Origin of the sequence: Cupriavidus gilardii, from assembly GCF_013347325.1 — a bacterium.
Taxonomy (GTDB): Bacteria; Pseudomonadota; Gammaproteobacteria; order Burkholderiales; family Burkholderiaceae; genus Cupriavidus; species Cupriavidus gilardii.
This window is the reverse complement of record NZ_CP054626.1, coordinates 2,761,137-2,782,316: the sequence shown is the minus strand read 5'-3', so window position 1 is coordinate 2,782,316 and position 21,180 is coordinate 2,761,137. Positions and strand designations below refer to the sequence as shown.

The 21,180-nt window shown below is 61.6% G+C and carries 22 protein-coding genes; 14 read left to right on the top strand and 8 right to left on the bottom strand.

The window, feature by feature from the left end; translation table 11 throughout:
• Positions 1 to 4: 4 nt before the first annotated feature.
• The 5 genes from gap to FOB47_RS22700 all read left to right on the top strand — a co-directional run bounded on the left by gap (position 5) and on the right by FOB47_RS22700 (position 4,689).
• Positions 5 to 1,015, top strand: a complete 1,011-nt coding sequence (gap, locus tag FOB47_RS22720; protein ID WP_006579985.1) for a type I glyceraldehyde-3-phosphate dehydrogenase — start codon at positions 5 to 7, stop codon at positions 1,013 to 1,015.
• Positions 1,016 to 1,290: 275 nt separating this feature from the next.
• Entirely contained in the window at positions 1,291 to 2,277 is a 987-nt protein-coding gene (locus tag FOB47_RS22715) for a LysR family transcriptional regulator (RefSeq protein WP_053823201.1), read from the top strand.
• Between the two features lie 229 nt (positions 2,278 to 2,506).
• Entirely contained in the window at positions 2,507 to 3,706 is a 1,200-nt protein-coding gene (locus FOB47_RS22710) for a tyrosine-type recombinase/integrase (RefSeq protein WP_028240170.1), read from the top strand.
• 313 nt (positions 3,707 to 4,019) lie between these two features.
• On the top strand, positions 4,020 to 4,403 hold the full coding sequence (locus FOB47_RS22705; RefSeq protein WP_043549497.1) for a type II toxin-antitoxin system RelE/ParE family toxin: 384 nt from the start codon (positions 4,020 to 4,022) through the stop codon (positions 4,401 to 4,403).
• Positions 4,387 to 4,689, top strand: a complete 303-nt coding sequence (locus tag FOB47_RS22700) for a helix-turn-helix domain-containing protein (protein WP_043549496.1) — start codon at positions 4,387 to 4,389, stop codon at positions 4,687 to 4,689. The genes FOB47_RS22705 and FOB47_RS22700 overlap by 17 nt, the downstream gene beginning before the upstream one ends.
• A gap of 32 nt (positions 4,690 to 4,721) precedes the next feature.
• Here the strand turns inward: FOB47_RS22700 and FOB47_RS22695 are convergent, their stop codons facing one another.
• From FOB47_RS22695 to FOB47_RS22675, 5 genes are all read right to left on the bottom strand, one after another.
• Positions 4,722 to 4,931 carry a KTSC domain-containing protein gene (locus FOB47_RS22695; RefSeq protein ID WP_043549493.1) on the bottom strand — a complete coding sequence of 70 codons (210 nt, stop codon included), beginning with the start codon at positions 4,929 to 4,931 and terminating at the stop codon, positions 4,722 to 4,724.
• 24 nt (positions 4,932 to 4,955) lie between these two features.
• Complete coding sequence (locus tag FOB47_RS22690; protein WP_231879645.1) at positions 4,956 to 6,395, bottom strand: ATP-binding protein; 1,440 nt, start codon at positions 6,393 to 6,395, stop codon at positions 4,956 to 4,958.
• Between the two features lie 442 nt (positions 6,396 to 6,837).
• The gene (locus FOB47_RS22685) at positions 6,838 to 8,166 is read right to left on the bottom strand and encodes an SIR2 family protein (RefSeq protein ID WP_197565158.1); all 1,329 of its coding nucleotides are present in this window, start codon (positions 8,164 to 8,166) and stop codon (positions 6,838 to 6,840) included.
• A gap of 5 nt (positions 8,167 to 8,171) precedes the next feature.
• Positions 8,172 to 9,464 carry a DUF2130 domain-containing protein gene (locus FOB47_RS22680; RefSeq protein WP_043549484.1) on the bottom strand — a complete coding sequence of 431 codons (1,293 nt, stop codon included), beginning with the start codon at positions 9,462 to 9,464 and terminating at the stop codon, positions 8,172 to 8,174.
• 28 nt (positions 9,465 to 9,492) lie between these two features.
• Positions 9,493 to 9,684 carry a type II toxin-antitoxin system RelB/DinJ family antitoxin gene (locus FOB47_RS22675; protein WP_015476707.1) on the bottom strand — a complete coding sequence of 64 codons (192 nt, stop codon included), beginning with the start codon at positions 9,682 to 9,684 and terminating at the stop codon, positions 9,493 to 9,495.
• A 373-nt stretch (positions 9,685 to 10,057) separates the two neighbouring features.
• Here FOB47_RS22675 and radC point away from each other — a divergent pair, with 373 nt between their 5' ends.
• Positions 10,058 to 10,567, top strand: coding sequence for a RadC family protein (gene radC / locus FOB47_RS22670; RefSeq protein WP_043549483.1), 510 nt, complete (start codon positions 10,058 to 10,060; stop codon positions 10,565 to 10,567).
• Positions 10,568 to 10,594: 27 nt separating this feature from the next.
• Here radC and FOB47_RS22665 read toward each other — a convergent pair whose 3' ends face one another.
• Positions 10,595 to 11,695 (bottom strand): hypothetical protein, encoded by a 1,101-nt coding sequence (locus tag FOB47_RS22665; protein ID WP_052167759.1) that lies wholly within the window; start codon positions 11,693 to 11,695, stop codon positions 10,595 to 10,597.
• Between the two features lie 568 nt (positions 11,696 to 12,263).
• Here FOB47_RS22665 and FOB47_RS22660 point away from each other — a divergent pair.
• From FOB47_RS22660 to FOB47_RS22645, 4 genes are all read left to right on the top strand, one after another.
• Positions 12,264 to 13,088: a DUF932 domain-containing protein gene (locus tag FOB47_RS22660; RefSeq protein WP_043549481.1), complete on the top strand. Its 825-nt coding sequence runs from the start codon at positions 12,264 to 12,266 to the stop codon at positions 13,086 to 13,088.
• A gap of 78 nt (positions 13,089 to 13,166) precedes the next feature.
• Positions 13,167 to 15,218: a ParB/RepB/Spo0J family partition protein gene (locus tag FOB47_RS22655; RefSeq protein WP_043549480.1), complete on the top strand. Its 2,052-nt coding sequence runs from the start codon at positions 13,167 to 13,169 to the stop codon at positions 15,216 to 15,218.
• A gap of 285 nt (positions 15,219 to 15,503) precedes the next feature.
• Positions 15,504 to 15,896 (top strand): YkvA family protein, encoded by a 393-nt coding sequence (locus FOB47_RS22650; protein ID WP_043549479.1) that lies wholly within the window; start codon positions 15,504 to 15,506, stop codon positions 15,894 to 15,896.
• An 802-nt stretch (positions 15,897 to 16,698) separates the two neighbouring features.
• A complete protein-coding gene (locus FOB47_RS22645) occupies positions 16,699 to 17,013 on the top strand; it encodes a DUF736 domain-containing protein (RefSeq protein ID WP_043549477.1) in 315 nt (104 codons plus the stop codon).
• Between the two features lie 92 nt (positions 17,014 to 17,105).
• Here FOB47_RS22645 and FOB47_RS22640 read toward each other — a convergent pair whose 3' ends face one another.
• Positions 17,106 to 17,825 carry a hypothetical protein gene (locus FOB47_RS22640; RefSeq protein ID WP_075676544.1) on the bottom strand — a complete coding sequence of 240 codons (720 nt, stop codon included), beginning with the start codon at positions 17,823 to 17,825 and terminating at the stop codon, positions 17,106 to 17,108.
• A gap of 15 nt (positions 17,826 to 17,840) precedes the next feature.
• Positions 17,841 to 18,149 (bottom strand): helix-turn-helix domain-containing protein, encoded by a 309-nt coding sequence (locus FOB47_RS22635; RefSeq protein WP_043549476.1) that lies wholly within the window; start codon positions 18,147 to 18,149, stop codon positions 17,841 to 17,843.
• Positions 18,150 to 18,389: 240 nt separating this feature from the next.
• Between FOB47_RS22635 and FOB47_RS22630 the strand changes: the two genes are divergently transcribed.
• The 4 genes from FOB47_RS22630 (at position 18,390) to FOB47_RS22615 (ending at position 21,060) form a co-directional block, all read left to right on the top strand.
• Positions 18,390 to 18,740, top strand: a complete 351-nt coding sequence (locus FOB47_RS22630; protein WP_043549475.1) for a DUF2958 domain-containing protein — start codon at positions 18,390 to 18,392, stop codon at positions 18,738 to 18,740.
• Between the two features lie 309 nt (positions 18,741 to 19,049).
• Positions 19,050 to 19,811 carry a DUF2285 domain-containing protein gene (locus tag FOB47_RS22625; RefSeq protein WP_043549474.1) on the top strand — a complete coding sequence of 254 codons (762 nt, stop codon included), beginning with the start codon at positions 19,050 to 19,052 and terminating at the stop codon, positions 19,809 to 19,811.
• An 83-nt stretch (positions 19,812 to 19,894) separates the two neighbouring features.
• Positions 19,895 to 20,176: a helix-turn-helix domain-containing protein gene (locus FOB47_RS22620; RefSeq protein ID WP_043549472.1), complete on the top strand. Its 282-nt coding sequence runs from the start codon at positions 19,895 to 19,897 to the stop codon at positions 20,174 to 20,176.
• Positions 20,177 to 20,202: 26 nt separating this feature from the next.
• Positions 20,203 to 21,060 carry a replication initiator protein A gene (locus FOB47_RS22615; RefSeq protein WP_043549471.1) on the top strand — a complete coding sequence of 286 codons (858 nt, stop codon included), beginning with the start codon at positions 20,203 to 20,205 and terminating at the stop codon, positions 21,058 to 21,060.
• Positions 21,061 to 21,180 lie beyond the last annotated feature (120 nt).

Here is a 21,180-nt window from a genome sequence, read left to right as displayed (position 1 = left end):
TACCATGACTATCAAGGTTGCCATCAACGGCTATGGCCGTATCGGCCGCAACGTGCTGCGCGCCCACTACGAAGGCGGCAAGAAGCATGACATCGAGATCGTCGCGATCAACGACCTCGGCGATGCCAAGACGAACGCCCACCTGACGCAATACGACACCGCCCACGGCAAGTTCCCGGGCACCGTGTCGGTCGAGGGCGACTACATGGTCGTCAATGGCGACAAGATCCGCGTGCTGGCCAACCGCAACCCGGCCGAACTGCCGTGGGGCGAGCTGGGCGTCGACGTGGTGATGGAGTGCACCGGCTTCTTCACCTCGAAGGAAAAGGCCTCGGCTCACCTGGCCGGCGGCGCCAAGAAGGTCATCATCTCCGCGCCGGGCGGCAAGGACGTCGACGCGACCATCGTCTACGGCGTCAACCACAACGTGCTGAAGGCCTCGGACACCGTGATCTCGAACGCCTCGTGCACCACCAACTGCCTGGCCCCGCTGGTCAAGCCGCTGCACGAGAAGCTGGGCGTGGTGACCGGCCTGATGACCACGGTGCACGCCTATACCAACGACCAGGTGCTGACCGACGTCTATCACGAGGACCTGCGCCGCGCGCGTTCGGCGACCCAGTCGATGATCCCGACCAAGACCGGCGCCGCCGCCGCGGTCGGCCTGGTGATGCCGGAACTGAACGGCAAGCTGGACGGCTTCGCGATCCGCGTGCCGACCATCAACGTGTCGCTGGTCGACCTGTCGTTCGTCGCCGCGCGCGAGACCACCGTCGATGAAGTCAACGCGATCCTGAAGGCCGCGTCGGAAGGCGAACTGAAGGGCATCCTCGACTACAACACCGCACCGCTGGTGTCGGTCGACTTCAACCACAACCCGGCCTCGTCGACCTTCGACGCGACGCTGACCAAGGTGTCCGGCAATCTGGTCAAGGTGTCGAGCTGGTACGACAACGAGTGGGGCTTCTCCAACCGGATGCTCGATACCACCGTGGCGCTCATGAACGCCAAGTAAATCGGCCCGTGTTGAATGGCCGATGTCACCGCGCTGGCGGGGACTCGGAAGCGGCGCCCATGTGGCGCCGTTTTTTATGGGCTTTGTGCGCCAGCCCACGCACGGACTGTAAAATATGGTAAGTACGACACAGGGACCCCGCTACGGAGGGGTTCCAGGGCGAGTAAAAATGGCGTTTTCGCTTCCCCGAAGTGGCGATTTGATCTTACACTAGCCTTAGTGTCCTCGCGTGCGCTCGCCTGGCCACGCGTATCAAACCTGAACTGGGCGTGATCATGGTGAACGTTGACACCAAGCTGCTCGTGATCTTCACCGAGTTGCTCAGCAAGCGGAACGCGACTTATGTCGCCGAGAAGATGCACATGACGGCGCCGGCGGTATCGCACTCGCTGGGACGGCTGCGCGAGATCTTCGACGATCCGCTGTTCATCCGCGTCCCGCATGGCCTGACGCCGACGCCGCGCGCGCTCGAGCTCGGTCCGAAGATCCGCGAGATGCTGGATCTGTGGTCCTCGATCAACGAGGGCGACGTCGACAATTTCGATCCCGCTGTCGCCTCCGGCACGCTGCATATCGGCTTTGCCGCGGAACTGGGCGATACGGTGTTCAACCGCTTCGTGTTGCGCCTGGCACAGCTCGCTCCCGAACTGCATATCCGGCTGGTCGAATCCCAGTCGTGGGAGGCCGATGTGGCCTCGATGCGCGCCAACGAGCTCGACCTGGCGTTCTGCGCGCTGCCGACCGGCCATCCGGAGATCGTCGAGGAAACGGTCGCCTCGCTGAATCTGTGGGTCTGCGCGCGCAAGGGGCATCCGCTGCTGCAGAGCGCCTGCACGCTGGACCACTATCTCGAGTGCGGCCATATCTTCATGGCGTCGGCGGGCGGCACCGGACGCCCGGCGCCTTCGCTGATTCCGCTGGACTACGCGCTGCAGCAGCGCGGTCTGAAGCGCAACGCGGCGCTGACCGTGCATTCGTGGCGGGCCCAGGCCGAACTGGCCGCGCAGACCGACATGATCTTCACCGTCAACGCGCTGACCAAGGACGTCGCCTGCGAAAGCTACGGCCTGAACGCCTTCCCGCTGCCGGCCGAAATCCAGACCACGCTCGGCCTGAACATGTTCTGGCACCGCAGCCGCAACACCCATCCGATGCTGGTGTGGGCGCGCGGTCTGTTCCGCCAGGTCGTGGCCGAATTTGTCGGCGTGCCGGTGCCCGGGCTGCCCCAGCGCATGGCCGAGATCGAGCGCGAGCAGGTCTAGGCCTCCAGGCCTCGCTGCCCAACAAAAAACCGGCGCCAGGCGCCGGTTTTTTGTTTGACGATGACTCCAGCCCGGTACTTCGCTGGACTGCGCCGTAGCTCGATACAGCAGGTTTATCAAGAACTTACGCGCGTCCATCATATGCCGGTGCTTTCTGAAACTTGACCCGGTTTTCCCTCGCGCCGCTCCTATCTGGCTCTTGGAATTCGGGTCGTTCCAAGGAGTCATCATGGCGAAGATCAAGCTCACCAAGACCGCCGTAGAGTCGGCGCAACCCCAGGCCAAGGACATCGAACTACGGGATACCGTGGTGCCGGGTTTCCTCTGCAAGATTACCCCGAAGGGCCGCCGGGTGTTCATGCTCCAGTACCGCACGAACTCCGGGCAGCCCCGCAAGCCTTCGCTGGGCCTGTTCGGGGAACTGACCGTGGAGCAGGCCCGCGTCATGGCGCAGGACTGGCTGGCGGAGGTTCGCCGGGGCGGCGACCCCGGCGGCGCCAAGGCCGAGGCGCGCAAGGCGCCCACGGTCGAAGCGCTGTGCAAGAAGTTCATGGAGGACTACTCCAAGAAGCGCAACAAGCCCAGCACGCAGCGCGGCTATCAGGCGGTCATCGACCGCTGCATCGTCCCGCTGATCGGCCGCAAGAAGGTGCAGGACGTGAAGCGGCCCGACATTGCCGGGCTGATGGAGAAGCTGGCCTACAAGCCGGCCGAGGCGAACAACGCCTTCGGCGTGCTGCGCAAGATGTTCAACCTGGCCGAAGTGTGGGGCTACCGCCCGGACGGCACGAACCCGTGCCGCCACGTCCCGATGTACCCGCCCGGCGAGGAAACCCGGCTCATCGTGGACGACGAGCTGGCGCTGATCTTCCGCCAGTTGGAGAAGCTGGAGGCGGAAGGACTGGAAAACTACGTCATTCCGCTGGCGATTCGCCTGCAATTCGAGTTCGCCGGCCGCCGCTCCGAAATCTGCATGCTCGAATGGGATTGGGTCGATCTGGAGAACCGGCGCGTGGTCTGGCCCGACAGCAAGACCGGCGGCCTCTCCAAGCCCATGAGCGCGGAAGCCTATCGGCTGTTCTCGACGGCACCGCGCCGTGAAGGCTGCCCCTATGTCCTGCCGTCGCCCAACGACCCGACCAAGCACCTGACCTTTGGCGAGCACTATGGCGGATGGTGCCGGGTGCTCAAGGCCGCCGGCGTCCCGCACGTCGGCACGCACGGCATCCGCCACCGCTCCACGACCGACATTGCCAATTCGGGCGTGCCGACCAAAGTGGGCATGAAGCTGACGGGCCACAAGACCGTGGCGATGTTCATGCACTACGTCCACACCGAGGACAAGCCGGTGCGCGATGCGGCCGAGCTGGTGGCGAGCCGGCGCCAGGCCATCACGGGCGCGCGGCGCCCTGCGGAGGCCACGGCATGAGCAAGAAGACGCTTTCGGTGGCGCCCCCCCACCGCCTTGCCGGCCGACTATCCCCGTTCCGCAATTTCCGAGACAGTGTCTGGGAAATTCGGCCTCGCCGAGCTGGCCAAGGTCTTCACGCTGCCGTGATCGGCCTATGCGCTGCTGATTTCGGTCAAGGATGCCCGCGTGACCGGGGCGGCCGGCATCCCGCCCTGTCGGCTCCGATTGTCGTGCTGGCGTCACGACAATCGGGCGGACCATCCCTTCCGTCTAGGTGCTACACCGGAGACTGGAAAAGTATGCCCGTTTCGGGTATAGTTTGGAGGTCGAAATGACGGACATCCTCAAGCGAAAGGACTTTGCACGCTGGCAGTCGGGCGAGAAGCTGCCCGATGCCGCCTTGTGCAAGGCGGTTCAGGAGATGGAGAGTGGTCTGATCGACGCGGACTTGGGCGGCTCCCTCTACAAGAAGCGGGTAGCCCGTGTCGGCGGTGGCAAGAGTGGCGGCTATCGCACGCTGGTATCGGCCAGGATTGGCAGCCGCTATGTGTTCCTGCATGGTTTCCCGAAGAACGACAAGGCGAACATCACGCAGGACGAAAAGAAGGCGCTGCAATTCGCCGGCAAGGTGTTCTTGGAACTGTCTGCTGAAGTCTTGTCGAAGGCGTTGCAGTCGGGTGTTTTAGTGGAGGTGCATTGTGAGCAAGATCATTGAATCGCTGCGTGGCGACCTAGCTGCGCTCCACGAAGTGGGCGCGATCAGCAAGGTGACGATGCGCAAGTTCGACGCGGTCTGCCCGCCACCGGTGCGGGAGTTCGGTGCTGCAGACATCAAACGCCTGCGCGAAGCCTTGAAGTTCAGCCAACCGGTGTTCGCGCTTCACCTGCACACCACAGCCTCGACGGTGCGCAAATGGGAGCAAGGCGAGACTCGCCCGGCCGGCCCTGCCCTCAAGCTGCTCAACGTCATTGCAGACAAGGGCTTGCGGGCCATTGTCTGAGGCCTATTGGTATCTACTAACCGCGGCCGCCATCAGTGTTTCGAAAAGGGATACCGATTCTTAATGTTGGCATTGAAGTACGTCCCTTTGGAGTCCGCGTTCATAAGCCCAGTATGCTCGCCCTCAGGAACCCCTGAGTATTCGTAAACAGCTCCATTATTGAACTCTATCTCCAGTATCTGGCTGTCGGCATCATAGCCAATGGAGTTGATGTTGCTTGAAGTGACTGAGGTGCGTTCCATAGTGTCGTCTCCTTCGGTTAAAAATCAGGTTTCTGAATCCGCTGCCTGTGTTTTGCCAGCATTAGGATCTTGCTTGCGCCACGCCTCGACTAGAGGCTTGTAATTTTCATCTTTGACAGGTTCTGTCCATCCGCCAGACCTTATACGCTTGCCGCCTTCCCCCTTGGGCACAACGACCATAGGATCGTCACTTTCCGGGCGTCGGCCCTCAGGTGGACGGTCAATGATTGCCCGTATTGGCATATTGACGGCTTCGCCCACGATCAATGCTTCACCAGTTCGGAGAACTGGAAGCATTGAAAAGAGCCCTTTGAGATTGTCCGATGCGCAGGAAGTTACCTGGGATCGATCAGAATCGTTGGTTAAACGTAAGGCGACAACCGTACCGCATTGGGAAAGAATTGTGGTGTCCACTTCGGATGGTCGTTGACTGACTAGCATCAAGCCAACGCCGTATTTCCGGCCCTCTTTGGCTATGCGCCGTGCTGCAATCGCAGCTCTATTCTTTGACTGAGGGCCAAGGTATACATGTGCCTCTTCAAGGACGACGAGAAGAGGCCGCTCTCTACCGCCTTCTTGCTTATTTCTACCCCAAAAGATTGCGTCATACAGAATACGCAACACGGCCCCTACCAAATCATCCACAACAGCGGTAGGAATACCTGATAAATCGAAAACAGAGATAGGCTTATCTGCGCCTATCCATGCCTCAAGCAAAGCGTCAAGATCAGCGGCCGTTGTTCCGTCCTTGTCAGGCGCCCACTGGCCGGGGCGGAAAAGAAATTGCATGCGAGGATCACGAAGCTTGCTCTCCAATCCATCCAGGTGCGCGCGAGGCATGTCGCCATACAAACCTCCGTATACCTTTTCCGCGCCTGCTTCGGTAGTAATGGGGCGGAATCGCGGGCGAATAAGTTGATCTCCGTCGCCAAGAGCTTTGGCGGGCGGTGCGCCATCTTCCATATATGATCGCGTGGCCTCGGTCTGATTCTGGTTTTTGCTTACACTATGAGTTGCGCAATGCAGCGAATACAAGTCGTGCCAGAGTTGGTAAACGGAAAACGGCAGCGGGGTGTCGATCGTGACCGTGGTGTCTGGCAGGCCATGTGCAACGCCCGCCGCCTTTGACGCGCGTTTGCTTGATAGGAGTCTCTCTTGCAACAAGGTAAGAGGCGTCCCTGAGACCGATCCCATCGTTATTGAAATGAATTCTTCGGCCGTCAGTGCCCAAAATGGAACATGCAGCTCATGCTCACCTGCGGTCGCATCGGCTCCAACTCTAAATACCCTAGCTTGATCGCCAAAGGCCTTTGCGTACTCTCCGTGAAGGTCAAACAGTACGACGCGCGCAGACTTGAATCGTGCTTGGTCAGAAACTGCTCCCAATAGGTTTGCAACGGCATTGGACTTTCCGGATCCAGTGCTCCCAACGACAGCCGAGTGACGAGTAACAAGTCGATTCACATCCAAGTATGCTCGGATCGATTCGGCGCTGGCTACGCGTCCTACGGCGACGTATCCATCATCGTCCCCCGGTGCGTACACCGTCTTCAAATCTGACTCAGTGACTACGTGAACCGAGTCGCCGATAGAGGGGTACTGCGCTATGCCCCGCTCGAACTTTGTTCCCCGTCGTCCCTGACCAACGAGTTCAACTCTGAGCCACCGATTGCCGAGCTGAGGTGCAAGCTCGGGCGGCCCGGGTGCAGCTCCGGCTCCGACCTGAGATATCACTCCATACAGATCGACATATCCTGATGGAATACGAACGAATCCTCCAACTTGTCCGACACGGTATGCCTCCCCGTTAACAAAAAGAAGGCCGCCAGGCGTGCTCTCTGAGAGCTTTACGCTCACACTCGAACCGTTGACATCTTCAACGGTTCCGAGCCGTGATGGGTCTGGGTTACCCGGCTGGTTGTGCATCGTGAGTGCCCCCGCCACAAAGCTGTTCAAGAAAAAGGCCAAAGTAGTGGAAATCGCCCAAACGGCTGCGCGGTTGTTGCTCTTTGGAACCATCCCCAACCTCGGTCTCTTCTTCAACGAGCCAAGGGGTGTGCTCATTTCCGCCAATGGTTCCGGGTCGATATCGGCCTACTCGTGTTCCTACGACCGCTCCGTCCCAAGCAAGAACGGTGAGATTGCTTTGCTTTACTGCATAGTCCACAGCTCTAGAGTGCTGTCCAAGCCCGGAATACATCAGCGCAAAGCACTGGGCATTGCGATTCCCTCTCAACCCATCAAGCAAGACTTCATTCAAATGATCGTCAAGAAAAGAATATCCACACACCACCAATCTAGGAGCATCCTTCCCATGAAAGAAGGCTCTTAGTCGATCAAGCATCGCAAGGTACGGCATGCGACGGCTTTGGTCATACTTGAGATGAGATGGAAAGATCATGACCTTGCCCGCCTCTGCCTCACGGGTCACGCGAACGACGCGGGTTACCTTCGCCCCATTTACGATCTCTTCGCTTTTCTCCCAATTGATTGATCCGTGAAGCTTCCACAGCCTCGTCCATCTGGAGGGGATAACGTCGTGCTCGATCGAGGCCAAATCAAACCAAGGCTTGTGCGAACCAACAAATCCGTCGAAGTGCGGGAGCGGGTGCTGCTCAAATGCCTGCTCAAAGAGAACATCGTAGTTTGGAGTAAATATTTCAGCAGGTGAGCTTCGATATACCCCACCGATCCAAGACGCAAAACGGTTGTACGCGTTGCGATACACAGGCAATGGCTTCCGTATTTCCGTTGCGATTAACGCGCAAACTTTCTCGTCAAGGTCGCTCAAGTCATTTTTCGTCATCCCCAGAATTTCCGCACTTCCTCGACGATTCGCCAAAGTACGCAATTCCGTCAGCACGTCTTCCACGGTAGGGTCTTTGCCATCTGCTGGTTTGCATTCTTCACACAATGCGTCCCAATGCTTCTTGAACTTCGACGTAGCTTCAGGTGCTTCATCTGCCGACAACAGCCCAGCAGCAATACGTTTTGTCAATTCCACGACCGCTGGAATCAGCACGATGCTATTTTTTCCTTCGGCATCGTAGACGCCAAGAGGGCAGCCAGCCCCAAGGAAGCAACCTATGCGCTGCTTGTCGTCTTGAAGTACCAGCCGAAGATTTCGGGCCTGCTGCGCTGCGTCGTGTATGGCGGGCAAAGGCGGTGTTTTTGCAGGCACAACATCAGCAGGTGATGGGACTGGCGCATCATTCGTATTTGAATTTTGAGTCACGGTTTTCAGCTTCCCTGTTCTTCATCATTTGGGCCGGGCAGAGCCACCAGGCTCAGGCCTTCGATTTCCTGCAGTGACTTACCTGCTATGCCTTGCAGATCCCCATACATGCCAACAGTGGCGCCCATCACACGCTCGATCTGCTCTTCACGCTTCGCCCATTGCTTCATGATGGCTTTTCGTTCTTTATCCAAGTCTTGCTGCATCGAGGAGAATGCTTCAACGATCGCTTCCACGCGATGACGGAATCGCGGTCCGGTCAGGTACTGATAAACCATTTCGGTCTTGGTTTGCTGCCCCTCGCTGACCTGCCTAGCCATGCTCACCTGAAGCAGAGTGTGGCGGAGTATCGTTGCTACTGGCAGAACCGCCCGCGGGCTGGTTACCCAAACACCATCAATAACATCAAAAGTTTCAATGCCTTTTGGCAATACCTGACTAACGAGAACCGACACCTCCGCTTTGGCAGTTCGCTGATCATCGCGCAACTTGGAGAGCCAGCCGTCGCTCCAATTCTTGGTTCGCTTTGACTCCCAGAGTATTTCGCCGCTTGGTTGTCCAGCTTGGCTGATCACACGTTGCAGCACGTCACCACCGAACTCTCCCTTTGCAACAGGCTCGATAGAGTCAAATGGAAATTTTGCGCGCAGCAGGTTTTCAAGATCCATTTCCTGGACTTCGCCCTGAAGTTGCTGAGAGCCTTGTTCTGCCTTTTGCTTCAATTCCTCGATCTTCTGCTGCATCGACGCGATGGTTTGATCTTTCTCCATCACCTTGAGCTTCAAACCATCTTCAGCCTCTCGCCGTGCCATGGCCCGCACTTCTGTTAAACCCTCTTGAACACGTTTCTCAACAGTCAATTCCAGTTCGCGCTTAGCATCGTCGAGTTCACGCTGCTTCTTGATCAGGTCAGCCTGCGCCTTCTGGGCTTCGGCCAACTTCTCATCACGTGACTTCAATACTTCCTGAAGCTCAACTAGCTCACGTGCTTTCGCGTCGAACTCTGCCGCACTCGCGAGCTTGGCTTTCTTGGCTTCATCGGCTATGACTCGTGCGCGCTCGGTCTTTAGTTGTGCTGCAACCTGATCTGCAACTTGGTCATCGAGAGCGCGTTTTTCTTCGGCGACCTGTTTTTCCTTTTCCCGCAGGCTTTGTTCGCGCTTGGCGAAATCCAAGTCTTTTTGTGCGATTTTCTGTTCGTACTGCTGACGCGTCGCAGCGATAAGCGGAGCTGCAAGAGACTCTGTTAACCGAATCTCGGTCTTGCAGTTTGGGCAAATGATCGTTGGCTCTGTCATTGCGAGTCCTGAAAGATATTTCGCATACTCATGGAGTCTTGCGCTTCAGCGGAGAAGCGACACGATTCAGATCGAAAGGCAAGGCCTTATCGGTCGCGATGCGTGTTAGCAGCATGCGAATCGCATCCGAAATCGACAGCCCCATTCCGGATAAGACATGGCTGGCTTCCTCCTTGATTTCTTTATCAATCCGGGCGCGAACGACATCACTGCTTGCCATGGACACAGACTCTAGAAAAGTGTAGCCACATCGTAGCCCATTTGTGCCATCATGTAACCGATACGCGGGAGCGTTCCGCCGTCGGGCTCGCGGGCTGCGCCCCACGCCTCTGCGAGTCGTGGCCATTCGGCTTTGATCCCTAACGCCTTCGACCCTTGAGGGCCTGCGCGCTCCGCTTGCCCAAAGACGGGTGTGTGCAGTGTGGGGGGCGGTCTTGCTGTTTCCTTCACCGTACCACGGCGTGCTCGCCGTCAAGGGCGGCGCGTGCCTTGCACGCTGGCGTCCTGCGGCCGTCTTCGACCCCTGACTGCTTGCGCTCCTCCGTGCTCCCGACGGTTCCGGGCAATTCCGCCCGAGCAACCGGAGCACGATCATGTTGCAACTATCTTTTTCCTCGATCGATACCGCTGTGCTGGTGCGTGACACCCACGGACACTATGCGCCGGCGACGGCCGATCAGATTCTGGAGGCCGCGCGCCAGGTCATCGACCAGAAGATGCAGCGGGGCGCTTCCTTCTCCTCGCCTGCTGCGGTCAAGGCGTACCTGCAGCCCAAGCTGGCGGGGCTGGAGTGCGAGGTGTTCGCGGTGCTGTTCCTGGACACCCGGCATCGGCTGGTCGAGTACACGGAGATGTTTCGCGGCACCATCGACAGCGCATCGGTCTATCCGCGCGAGGTGGTCAAGGAAGCGCTCCGGTTCAATGCGGCGGCGGTCATCCTGTCGCACAACCATCCCAGCGGAGATCCAGAGCCCAGTGCGGCCGATCGGGCGCTGACCCAGCGGCTCAAGGATGCGCTGGCGCTGGTGGACGTGCGCACCCTGGATCACGTCATCGTTGCGGGAGCGAGTACGGCATCCTTTGCCGAGCGCGGGCTGATCTGACGTCGGGGGCTTCGGTCCCCTGTCTCATTATGTTTGCGCTTCGAGATACCGCGCCATGTCATCGAAGCCGGCGATCACCGTGCAGTCCAGGAACGTGTCCAGTCCGATCCGCTTGTCGGCCAGCAGGTTTGCGAACTTCCTGTCCGTGAACAGCGCATGGGCAACAGGGAGAGAGGACGCGGCGACAAGGAAGTCGTTGGGGTCGCCATCCTTGTACTTGCGGTTCGGGTCGAATCGCATAAGGCCATACAGCGCACTGAGGATACGCATGGTCGGCAAGGCGCGCGATGACGGTTCTTGCTGCCAGTGGTACATCGCGCTTGCCGCATACAAAGTGATCTGCTGGAAGTCGGGTGCCACGCCTTCATTGACGAACCACGCCTCAATGCCGCCCTTCAACTCGACGAAGATGCCGGTATTGAGATTGACGATCTCGGACTGGTGCTGGGCCTTGCCGTCGTTGAGGTCGGCAATGCCTCGTGAGTTGTCCCACTTCTTGCCCGGCGCGTTGGCGGCCACTTGCATCTGGACCGAGAACGGGAGTTCGGACAAGGCGTCGAAGAACGCCTTGTTGAACGTGGACTGGTCCACATGCGACTTGACGAAATCAGGCAGTGAAATCGTCGGTATCCCCATCATTTCGATGGGGCTGCACACGAAGCCCTCCAGGCCTTCGGCCTGATCCAGCCGGTTCATCCGCAACTGCTGCAGTTCCGAGCCGAGGCGGTCATGGAATGAGGTGATGCAAAGCCCTTGGGAGAACTCGTCGACCAGGCTTTCCAGTGACTCCCGCGTCGCCGGGTGGACCATCGAATCCAGTTCGAAGTACGTGGGAACACTGATCGGAAATGCGAAACGTCCCGTTTGTGCGGTGCGCTCCATGGCCGCTCCGAACTCCTTCATTGCTGGCGTCAGGTTGGTCTTGCCCTGCCGGTAGTCCGCCAAGCACTTCCAGGCAAGCGTGTCCAGGTAGACAAGTTTGCGGGAGCTGACACGGGCAGCCCTTTCTTTGCACCGCCGCCGGACATGCTCCTGAAAGCTGACCTCGGGATGGCCGCGGTGCACCTCGATGTAGTGGCTGATACGGGTGGCCGATGTCCTGATGGCCGAATCGAGGGATGACGACATGGTGATGCCAGTAGTTTCCTGCAGGTTGGTGAGACAGGTGTCTGCTCGCTGCTTCGGATCAGCATAACAAGCTGCTCAACCAAGCTGCGCGTCTCCGCTTTGCGGACCGGGCTACTCCAGGTTCGCTGGCCGCTCATCCCTGACGGGACTGGCATTCGCCAGCCTTGCGTATCCCTGACGCCTCCGGCCCGGCTTCCAGATCCGGGCCTGCGCGCTTCGCTTGCCATGCAGTCAGCGCAAGGGGAAGGCCGTTGCCGTGTCCAGCCGTCTCCCCTGACTTCATCACCTTGTCCGCGACTGTAGCCCGCGCCCGTGTGCCGTCAAGGCGCGCAGGGCCGTGTCCTCGGCTGCGCCTGCGGGCCGCACCAACCCTGCGCTTGCCTCCTTGACGGCACCCGTTCGCGCGCTCCTGACCGTCGCGGGCGATGAACTCAGGAAAGACGGTGGCAACAGGGCCAACCGGGTTCCTCGTGCCGACCGCACCGAACAGCCGAAAGGCTGGGCTTCCGAATCTAGGAATCCGGTGTGCGGTGTGAACAGCAAACCCTTCTTTGTCAGGAGAAAGACCATGCAACTCGCATCCCGTTTCGCTTCCCGTTCGCCGGTGCTGCGTTCGGAACGTCCCTTGTCGGATGACCAGATTCGCGCCGTAGCGCCTTCCATCTTCGCGGAAGCCCCGCACGAAAGCCGCTCCGAGCGGTACAGCTACATCCCCACCGCAACCGTGCTGCAAGAACTGCGCGGGGAAGGCTTCGAGCCTTTCATGGTGACGCAGACCCGCGTGCGCCACGACGACCGCCGCGACTACACCAAGCACATGATCCGGCTGCGCCACGCCAGCCAGATCAACGGCCGCGAGGCCAACGAAATCATCCTGCTGAACTCCCATGACGGCACCAGCAGCTATCAGATGCTGGCCGGGATGTTCCGCTTCGTTTGCAGCAATGGCCTTGTCTGCGGCGACACCGTGGCCGACGTGCGCGTGCCGCACAAGGGCGACGTGGCCGGGCACGTCATCGAAGGCGCTTACGAAGTCCTGCATGGCTTCGACCGGGCGCAGGAATCGCGCGATGCGATGCGCGCGATCACGCTGGACGCCGGGGAATCGGAAGTGTTCGCCCGGGCTGCGCTGGCGTTGAAGTACGACGAGGACAAGCCCGCGCCCATCACGGAATCGCAAATCCTGATGCCACGCCGCCATGACGACGACCGCCGCGACCTGTGGAGCGTGTTCAACCGCACGCAGGAGAACTTGACCAAAGGCGGCCTTTCCGCCCGCGCCGCGAATGGCCGCCGCCAGACCACCCGGCCCGTGCAGAGCATCGACCAGAACGTGCGCCTGAACCGCGCCCTGTGGCTGCTGGCCGATGGCCTGCGCCAGTTGAAAGCCTGAATCCCCACGCTGCAGGGGCAGGCAGCAGCCCTTGCCGCTTCTCTCGCTGCTGCATCCCAACCGCTAGGAGAAATCACCATGAACGCCGTACTCAAAACCGAAGCCGTCGCCATCGAAGCCGCTGCACCGCTGGAAGTGGCCGACCCGACCAAGAACTTGATCTTGGTTCCCCTTTCGCAACTGTTGCCGCGCCGCTCCAAGCGCAACGTCCGCACGACCCCGCGCCAGTCCATCCCCGAACTGGCCGCGAGCATTGCCCGCATCGGCCTGCTGCAAAACCTGATCGTCATCCTTTCCGCCGATGGCGAGGCTTACGAGGTGGTGGCCGGTGATCGCCGCCTGACCGCCTTGAAGCTGCTGGCGAAGAAGAAGCGCATCCCCACCGACTACGAAGTGCCGTGCCTGCTGGTGGCCGATGCCAGCGCCCGCACCGTCAGCCTCGCGGAGAACGTGCAGCGCGAGAACATGCACCCCGCCGACCAGTTCGCGGCCTTCGCCGCGCTAGTCAAGGAAGGCCGGCCCATCGAAGACATTGCCGCCGACTTCGGCGTGTCCCCGCTGGTGGTGCAGCGGCGCTTGAAGCTGGCGAACGTCTCGCCGCGCCTGATGGCCGACTACCGGGCCGGTGGCGTGACGCTGGAACAGTTGATGGCCTTGACCATCACCGACGACCACGCCGCGCAGGAAGCCGCGTTCTATGGTGCGCCGGAATGGCAGCGCAGCCCGTCCAAGCTGCGCGAGCGCCTGACCGAGCGCGAAATCGACGCCGCGCACGCGCTGGTGCGCTTCGTCGGGCTGGACGCCTACCGGCAGGCAGGCGGCGGCATCCGCCGTGACCTGTTCGCCGAAGGCGATGCCGGAACCTACGTCACCGATACCGCAGTGCTGGAAACGCTGGTGCGCGACCGGCTGGCAACGCTGGCCGAGGATGTGCGCGCCGAGGGCTGGGCATGGGTGGAGGCCGTGCCGCATCTGGCCTACGAGGAACGGCAGGCTTTCCAGAACGCCCCGCGCCATCGCCGCGAGCCGACCACCCGCGAGGCCCGCCGCATCGCCTCGCTGGAATCCCGCCTCGAAAAGATCGACGCCGAACTGGAAGAAGCCTGCGGCGCCGAGGACGAGGCCAAGGCCGAGAAGCTGGAACAGCGGCGCGATCAGGCGGTCGGGGAACTGCAAGACGCGGAGGACGCCTTACAAGGCTACGCCCCCGAGGTGCGCGAGGTGGCAGGTGCCATCATCACCATCGACCGCAACGGCGAGGCCGTCATTCATCGCGGCCTGCTGCGCGAAGCCGAGGCGAAGGCGCTGCGCACGCTCGACAAGCTGCGGCGCGGTTTCGGCAGCACCGAAGGCGAAGCCGCCAACGACGAGCACGAGGACGCCGACGACGCACCCAAGGCCGCGAGCCTGTCCGACCGGCTGGCGCAGCGGTTGAGCGCCCACCGCACGGCGGCGCTGCAAATCGAAGTCGCGCGGCATCCGCACGTCGCGCTGGCCGCGCTGGTGCATGGCATGGTGCAGACCGTCTTGCAGGAGCGCCACTATGGGCATGACCTGCCGCTGGGCGTGAGCCTTAAAGTGCAAGACCGGCTGGAGGGCATGGCCCCGGACTGGCCGGAATCGCCTGCCGCCGTGGCGCTGTGCGAACTGCAACAGGTGGCAGGTGTTGCCTTGCCGGAGGACGGCGCCGAACTGTTCGCCGCGCTGCTGGCGAAGCCGCAAGACGAGCTGGTGCGGTTGCTGGCCGTGTGCGTGGCTTTCACGGTGGACGTGATGACGCCTCGCGCCACGGCGCACCGGCCCGGCGAGGAACTGGCGCAGGCCGTGCGCCTCGACATGGCCGCATGGTGGAAGCCGACCGCAGCAGGCTACTTCAAACACGTTTCCAAGGCCGCGATCCTGCAAGCCGTGGGCGAGTACGCACCGGAGCAGGTTGCCCGGCTGGCGAAGTTGAAGAAGGCCGACATTGCCAGCGAAGCCGAGCGGCTGGCCGATGGCACGGGCTGGATGCCTGCCATCTTCAAGGCCGAAGCGCCGCAAGCCTCGCAGGCAGAACCGCAGGAGCAGGACGACGCACCGGAGGGTGCCGAGGCAATGGCGGATGAAGCCACTGTGGCGCTGGCCGCTTGACCCGCGCCGACAGCAAGCGCCTCGGCCTCGATGACCGGGGCGCTTTGCGTTGTATGGCGGCTCATCGAAACGAAGAAATAACCCGACCAGCACCGCACCCAAGCCGTTCCGCCCTGGGCGCGGTGGACGAAAAAATCCGGGCGCGGCAGTGGCCGCGCCCGGTGTTCAAAGCGGGCAGCCGAGTCAGAACGCCGCCGCCTTCGCAGTGGCTCAGGCGGCGGAGTTGACGGCATCGCGGCCGCGATGGGCGCAGTGCCATTACTGCGCATGGCATCCTTTTGCACCATGACCATCAGCATCACCTTGAAGACCTGGGCCAAGCGTATCAAGCGCGATGGCGTGACGCTGTGGTTTGCGGGCAAGCATCCTCTGACACCGTGGTATGCCAAGGCCCTGGGGCTGTTCGTGGTGGCCTATGCTTTGAGTCCCATCGACCTGATTCCCGATTTCATCCCCGTGCTGGGTTATCTGGATGACATGATCCTGCTGCCTGTCCTGATCTGGCTGACCGTGAAGCTGCTGCCGGCCGAGGTGCTGGCGGAATGCCGTATCCAAGCCGATGAATGGATGCGGGTGGAAGGGGCCAAGCCCCGAAGCCGATTCGGTGCAGTGCTGATTGTGGCTGTGTGGCTGGTGGTGGGTGCGGGGCTGTGGTTCTGGCTCCAGTCGCATCTGTAGCTTGTCGTTGATTTCGGGATGACCGGCCTAGGCGTGTCGGCGCACAGCGCCGCCGGGCTTTCGGGCTGCGCCCCGTGCCGACTTCGCTGTCACGGCCATTCGGCTTCAATCCCTCACGCCTTCGCGCCTGCGGCGCTGCGCGCTTCGCTTGCCTCCAGGGGAAAGCCCTGCGGGCTATCCCCGCCGCGCGATGCTTGGCGCCCCTCGATGCCGCCGAACCGGCTGCGCCGGATCGGCCCGGCCAGCGCCCCGCCGCGATGGGCGGGGCGCCGGCGAACACGCTGGCGCTCGCTGCGGCAGGTTGTGCAGGTGCGTGCCGTCCTCAACGCTGGTGGTTCCTGCCCATCACGTCACGAAGGACGGTTCACGGACAACCCGCCCGGCATCGCTATGGAGCTTGCACGCCACGCCTCAAGAGCGGCGCCGCCAGGTGCGGCGGGGGCGTTCTCGCTTGTCGTCGGATGGTTGACCTGGCCCGCGTCAGTGGGCAAGCCGGAGAAGCCTTCGGGCAGGGATGCCGAGTCGGCCCCATCTCCTTTCGGAGCGGTTCGGCCCAAGGCGTCCTTGTCTCGTTGTGAATCCTGGTGGGGGCGCGGCTGCGCCTCGGGCTTATGGCTGCAACCGTCCGGCGAAAACAATTTCCCCGCCGCTACGCGGCTTCCTCGCGCAGCAAATTCTTTTCGCCTCCCGGCTCTCCACTGCGTTGCGACCGCAAGCGGTGCAGCCAGCCCGTCCCCCGCCGGCCGGATCACAACAAGGACGCGATGGGCGCGAACCTTGTTCAACCGAAAGGAGAAACATCATGGCCAACATCGGCACCTTCACCGCAGACAAAGACGGCTTCACCGGCACACTTCGCACCCTGACGCTCAACGTCAAGGTCAAGCTGGTTCCCAACGACAAGGGCGACACCGAGAACGCCCCCGACTTCCGCCTGCAGGCGGCCGGCCACGACATCGGCGCGGCGTGGAAGAAGACCAGCGAGGCCGGGCGGTCCTACGTGTCCGTATCCCTCGATGATCCTTCGTTCCCGGCGACGATCTATGCCCGCCTGATCGAGAACGAGGACGGCACGCACGACCTGATCTGGTCGCGCAGCAAGCCCAAGGCGGCGTGACCGCCGCAGCGCCCCGCCCATCGCGGCGGGGCGCTGTCCTGGCAGCACTGTCGCCTTTGCTTGCCTCGCAAGAATTCGTCGGCCAGCGCCGACTACGAAATATCGACGGTCAGAACGTAAACCGATATTCGCTTGTCGGGGAATCCCCACTTCCCAGCCGGATAGTTTGTATTCACCTGAAGTTCCGATCTCAACGACAGTTCCGCACCTGCGGCGAACAGGACTTCGCTTTCGTGGCCAAGATTGGTCCCTTTCCGCCTGTAAGCAAAGACCTTGGTCTTCGGGCTGATCGCTCTTAAAACAAACAGGTCAATCCTATTTGCGTCATAGCCTTTACCCTTATGGTCTGCGTTGCGCAAGGCGACCTGGGGGCAGAATGAAGTGGACAGTGGACGATCTGCAACAAAGCCATTGCCGCCGGGCCATAGTCCTGCGTGGAAAAGGCATTGACCTTCACTGAGCACGCCGCCGACCGCTTCTATCTCTGCGGAAACCTGCTTGAAATCGCAGTGCGGGTAGAGTTTCTGATACCGTGAGAGTTCGTCTGGCGTCTTGGACGGCATCGCCTGTCTCCAAGACTTGTATGCAGCGCTGCGATCCAAAGCATCGTCGATGAAGTTTCCAAGACCATTGTCAGCACTGACTGCCGCCATGTAGTTGGCCGCTTCATTGGCGTTGGAGATAGTTGCTTTCAGTCTGACTTTGACAGGCAGATGGGGATTTCCTGCTGCCAGCATTTCTTCGAGCGTGGCATTTCTCGTTTCCCAAGCCTCATAGGGAGGGGAAAACGTATCTACAAGCGGGAGGTTCACCAACAAATACCCTGTTCAACGTTTCTTCTGATGGGTTTCTACGTCAATCTGCGCAATGAGGTCCAGTTCCTGGCGCACCTGCGCCAGCAGCTCGTCGGCCTTGCGTGGGCTGTCGCCCGCAAAGGCAAGCGTCAGCAGCGTGAGCGGGTGGATCTCCATCACCTCGCACAGCTCGGTCAACTTGTGCAGGGTCGGACTTTTCAGGTCGCGCTCCAGGGTACTCATATAGGTACGGCTGGACACGTCAGAGAAGGCTTCCTGGCTCAAGCCACGCGCCTTCCTGACTGTCTTCAACGCCTTCGCCAATGAGTTCCCAGCCGCCACCTATGGTTTCCCTCGAAAAACCAAGATGACAGCCTATTGCGCCCTATAGAGCTACAATCTATAGTGTTCATTTGGTGTTCTACGTTTTTGTGCCTTTACGGAAATCCGCATCGGCGGGTTCCAGCAAAGCCACGCAAGCGCATCCGTGCTTGCGCACGAAGGCGTAAATCCGGTTTCGCGGTTCTGCGCTTCGACGTGGAACCGCGTTCGTGCATCATTGGATTTGTGGGATTGCCGACCATGCCCCAGCCACTCGCCACCGTCCCGGAGCGCGCGCAACTGCTCGCCAACGGCGAGGCCCGCGCCGCTGGCCGGGCCATCGACCCGGTACCCGTGGTGCGGCTGTTCACGCCGGACGCGCATGTGACCTGGCTGCTGGCCGCACTCGATCCGGTCGATGGTGACACCGCCTGGGGACTCATCGACCTGGGAATCGGGATGCCGGCGCAGGGAACCGTCAAGCTGTCCGAGCTGGCCGGCATCGTCGGGCCGCGCCAGCAGCCCGTGCTGCGCGACCGCTATTTCCACCCCACGCGCACGCTGTCGGAGTACACCCGGCTGGCCGAGCGCGACGGCGCGATCCCGGACTGAATACGGCCGACTGTGACTTTTTCAGTCTGACGTCATACCGGGCAGGTCTTAATCAGCATTCTTGCGGCGTAGCCCCACCAGTCTGATCCAAATAGACATGATGCCCAGCGCGGGCTGCGGCAGGCTGGCCTGTGCAGCACTCCAAGTTCGGGGCGCTGCCGCCGCATCATTGAGACGAATATCGCAACGCATCGGAGCCAATCGGTCTTGACAACCTCATCCGCCTTTTTAACCCATGACGCTCTGACGATGGCGATGTAGCGCGTAGTTCTTCCGTGGCGGCGAGTCCTGTTCGCAGGAGGAGGCGTCATGGTCAATCCTCATCACCTCGCGCATTGGTATCCGACTGCCGCATACCTGTATGTCTTTTGGCTGGATGCGCTCGCGCTCGCTTGGGAGTATTTGCGCAGGCATCCCGACTACCGGCTCGACTGGCTTCGCCGTCATCGCCGGCCAGACATGGCGCATCGCTGGGGCTTGCGCCTGCTGGAAGACCCGGCGCTCGATGCGCGCGACGCGCATCCGGCTTGGCTGCCCGGCCATGCCGCCTTGGTGCAGCTCTACCCTGATGCCGATCCGCCACAGGATGCGGCGACCTTCGCGTTCTGGCGCATCCCCGGCCACAAGCAACTGTTGCATGACGGCAAAGGGCTGGCGCTGATCGCGCGCAGCCCAGGTCATTGCCTGCGCTTCGCGCTCGCCCCCGGCCTGGAAGACGGCATGGCCGTGGCCTATGCCCACCGCGGCGAGGCTGCCGCACCCGCGCGCGGTCATTCGCTCCAAGCGGCACTGGCGGCCGCCAAGCCCCGGCCGACACCTACCGCGCTGCTGGAACTGCACAGCTTGCAGGCGCTCGACGCGACCCTCGCGGGCGCGTCCTTGCGTGAAGTCGCGGAAGGACTGTTCGGCGTAGATGCCGCAGCCGATTGGTACAGCGATGGCGGGCTGCGCTCCAAGGTGCGCCGCCTGGTGCATCGCAGCGATGCGCTGATGCGTGGTGGCTACCGCCGATTAGCACAGCTTCCGCCGCTTGAGAAGGGTCGTTTTGATGTGGATGCAGAACGGCCCTGATCTAAAACCCCTCGCTTCTTGAGACTGCCTCCATCCGGTCGCGCTGTGTGGCCGGGCGCTTTCAACCGATGGAGGTTCACACCATGCGTCCCGCTCCCTTGCGGCCTGCCGCCACTGTCTCGACCGCTGCCGCGCAGCCCCAACGCTATCTCACCAACGACGAAGCCGCCGAGTACCTGCGCTTGTCGCCGCGCACGCTGGAAAAGCAGCGCGTGATCGGCGGCGGCCCGCGCTTTCGCAAGTTCGGCCGCCGCGTCATGTACGCCGTGGCCGACCTCGATGCCTGGGCCACCGACCGCAGTTTCGAGACGACTTCCGACCCCGAATACGCCGAGCACCACTCGGCCGACAGCCGTGCGCGCTGATCGGCGGCGCGCGGCAGGCCATCGCCATGTCCAGCACCGCGCTGCCGTCCCGGCAGCGGCCGTTGCAGGAGCGCGAACAGCTCGACCTGTTCCGCGCCTTGCCCGGCGACGTGGCGCCGCGCGACAGCCAGGATTTGATGGCCTATCCGTTCTTCTCGCTCGGCAAGTCCAAGCGGGTCAAACCCATCGACTTCCGCGCGGGCAACGTGACGATCCGCGTGGAAGGCACGCAGGAGCACGGCATCGCCACGATCTGGGATGCGGACGTGCTGATCTGGGCGGCCTCGCAGATCGTGGAAGCGAAGGACGCGGGCCTGCGGCCGTCGCGGCTGATGCACGCCACGCCCTACGAGATCCTGCGCTTCATCGGGCGCGGCAAGTCGCTGCGCGACTACCAGCGCCTCAAGGCTGCGCTGGATCGCCTGCAATCGACCACGGTGGCCACGTCCATCCGCGAGACGACAGGCCGGCGCCTGCATCGCTTCTCATGGATCAACGAATGGAAGGAACTGGCCGATGCCAGCGGCACGCCGCTGGGCATCGAGCTGATCCTGCCGGACTGGTTCTATGCGGGCGTGCTCGACGCTGCCCTGGTCCTGACCATCGACCCGGCGTATTTCCGACTGACCGGCGGCATCGAGCGGTGGTTGTACCGGCTGGTGCGCAAGCACGGCGGCAAGCAGGCATACGGCTGGCAGTTCGACTTCCGCTACCTGCACCAGAAATCCGGCAGCACCGCCAAGCCCTACGACTTCGCCTGCGACCTGCGCGCGCTGGTCGCGCGACAGTCGCTGCCCGGCTACGTCCTGGGCATCGAGCGGATGCCCGACAACGGCATGGAGTTGCTGACGTTCCGACCCGTGCCGCAGACGGCACGGGGATAACTTCGGGAAAGCCTGTGAATGGTGTCGTGCTATCAGGCGTGCGGGGTATCGTGCTATCAGGCGTGGGACTATCGTGCTATCAGGCGTGCCGATCGACCGCAAACCCACGCCAGCATTGGG

Bases quoted from the DNA above. Each gene is read 5' to 3' on its own strand.
- gap (WP_006579985.1), top strand. From the start codon at position 5: ATGACTATCAAGGTTGCCATCAACGGCTATGGCCGTATCGGCCGCAAC.
- FOB47_RS22615 (WP_043549471.1), top strand. From the start codon at position 20,203: ATGTCCAGCACCGCGCTGCCGTCCCGGCAGCGGCCGTTGCAGGAGCGC.
- FOB47_RS22660 (WP_043549481.1), top strand. From the start codon at position 12,264: ATGCAACTCGCATCCCGTTTCGCTTCCCGTTCGCCGGTGCTGCGTTCG.
- FOB47_RS22710 (WP_028240170.1), top strand. From the start codon at position 2,507: ATGGCGAAGATCAAGCTCACCAAGACCGCCGTAGAGTCGGCGCAACCC.
- FOB47_RS22715 (WP_053823201.1), top strand. From the start codon at position 1,291: ATGGTGAACGTTGACACCAAGCTGCTCGTGATCTTCACCGAGTTGCTC.
- FOB47_RS22650 (WP_043549479.1), top strand. From the start codon at position 15,504: ATGACCATCAGCATCACCTTGAAGACCTGGGCCAAGCGTATCAAGCGC.
- FOB47_RS22665 (WP_052167759.1), bottom strand. From the start codon at position 11,695: ATGTCGTCATCCCTCGATTCGGCCATCAGGACATCGGCCACCCGTATC.
- FOB47_RS22630 (WP_043549475.1), top strand. From the start codon at position 18,390: ATGCCCCAGCCACTCGCCACCGTCCCGGAGCGCGCGCAACTGCTCGCC.
- FOB47_RS22695 (WP_043549493.1), bottom strand. From the start codon at position 4,931: ATGGAACGCACCTCAGTCACTTCAAGCAACATCAACTCCATTGGCTAT.
- FOB47_RS22620 (WP_043549472.1), top strand. From the start codon at position 19,895: ATGCGTCCCGCTCCCTTGCGGCCTGCCGCCACTGTCTCGACCGCTGCC.
- FOB47_RS22655 (WP_043549480.1), top strand. From the start codon at position 13,167: ATGAACGCCGTACTCAAAACCGAAGCCGTCGCCATCGAAGCCGCTGCA.
- FOB47_RS22645 (WP_043549477.1), top strand. From the start codon at position 16,699: ATGGCCAACATCGGCACCTTCACCGCAGACAAAGACGGCTTCACCGGC.
- FOB47_RS22680 (WP_043549484.1), bottom strand. From the start codon at position 9,464: ATGACAGAGCCAACGATCATTTGCCCAAACTGCAAGACCGAGATTCGG.
- FOB47_RS22705 (WP_043549497.1), top strand. From the start codon at position 4,020: ATGACGGACATCCTCAAGCGAAAGGACTTTGCACGCTGGCAGTCGGGC.
- radC (WP_043549483.1), top strand. From the start codon at position 10,058: ATGTTGCAACTATCTTTTTCCTCGATCGATACCGCTGTGCTGGTGCGT.
- FOB47_RS22625 (WP_043549474.1), top strand. From the start codon at position 19,050: ATGGTCAATCCTCATCACCTCGCGCATTGGTATCCGACTGCCGCATAC.
- FOB47_RS22675 (WP_015476707.1), bottom strand. From the start codon at position 9,684: ATGGCAAGCAGTGATGTCGTTCGCGCCCGGATTGATAAAGAAATCAAG.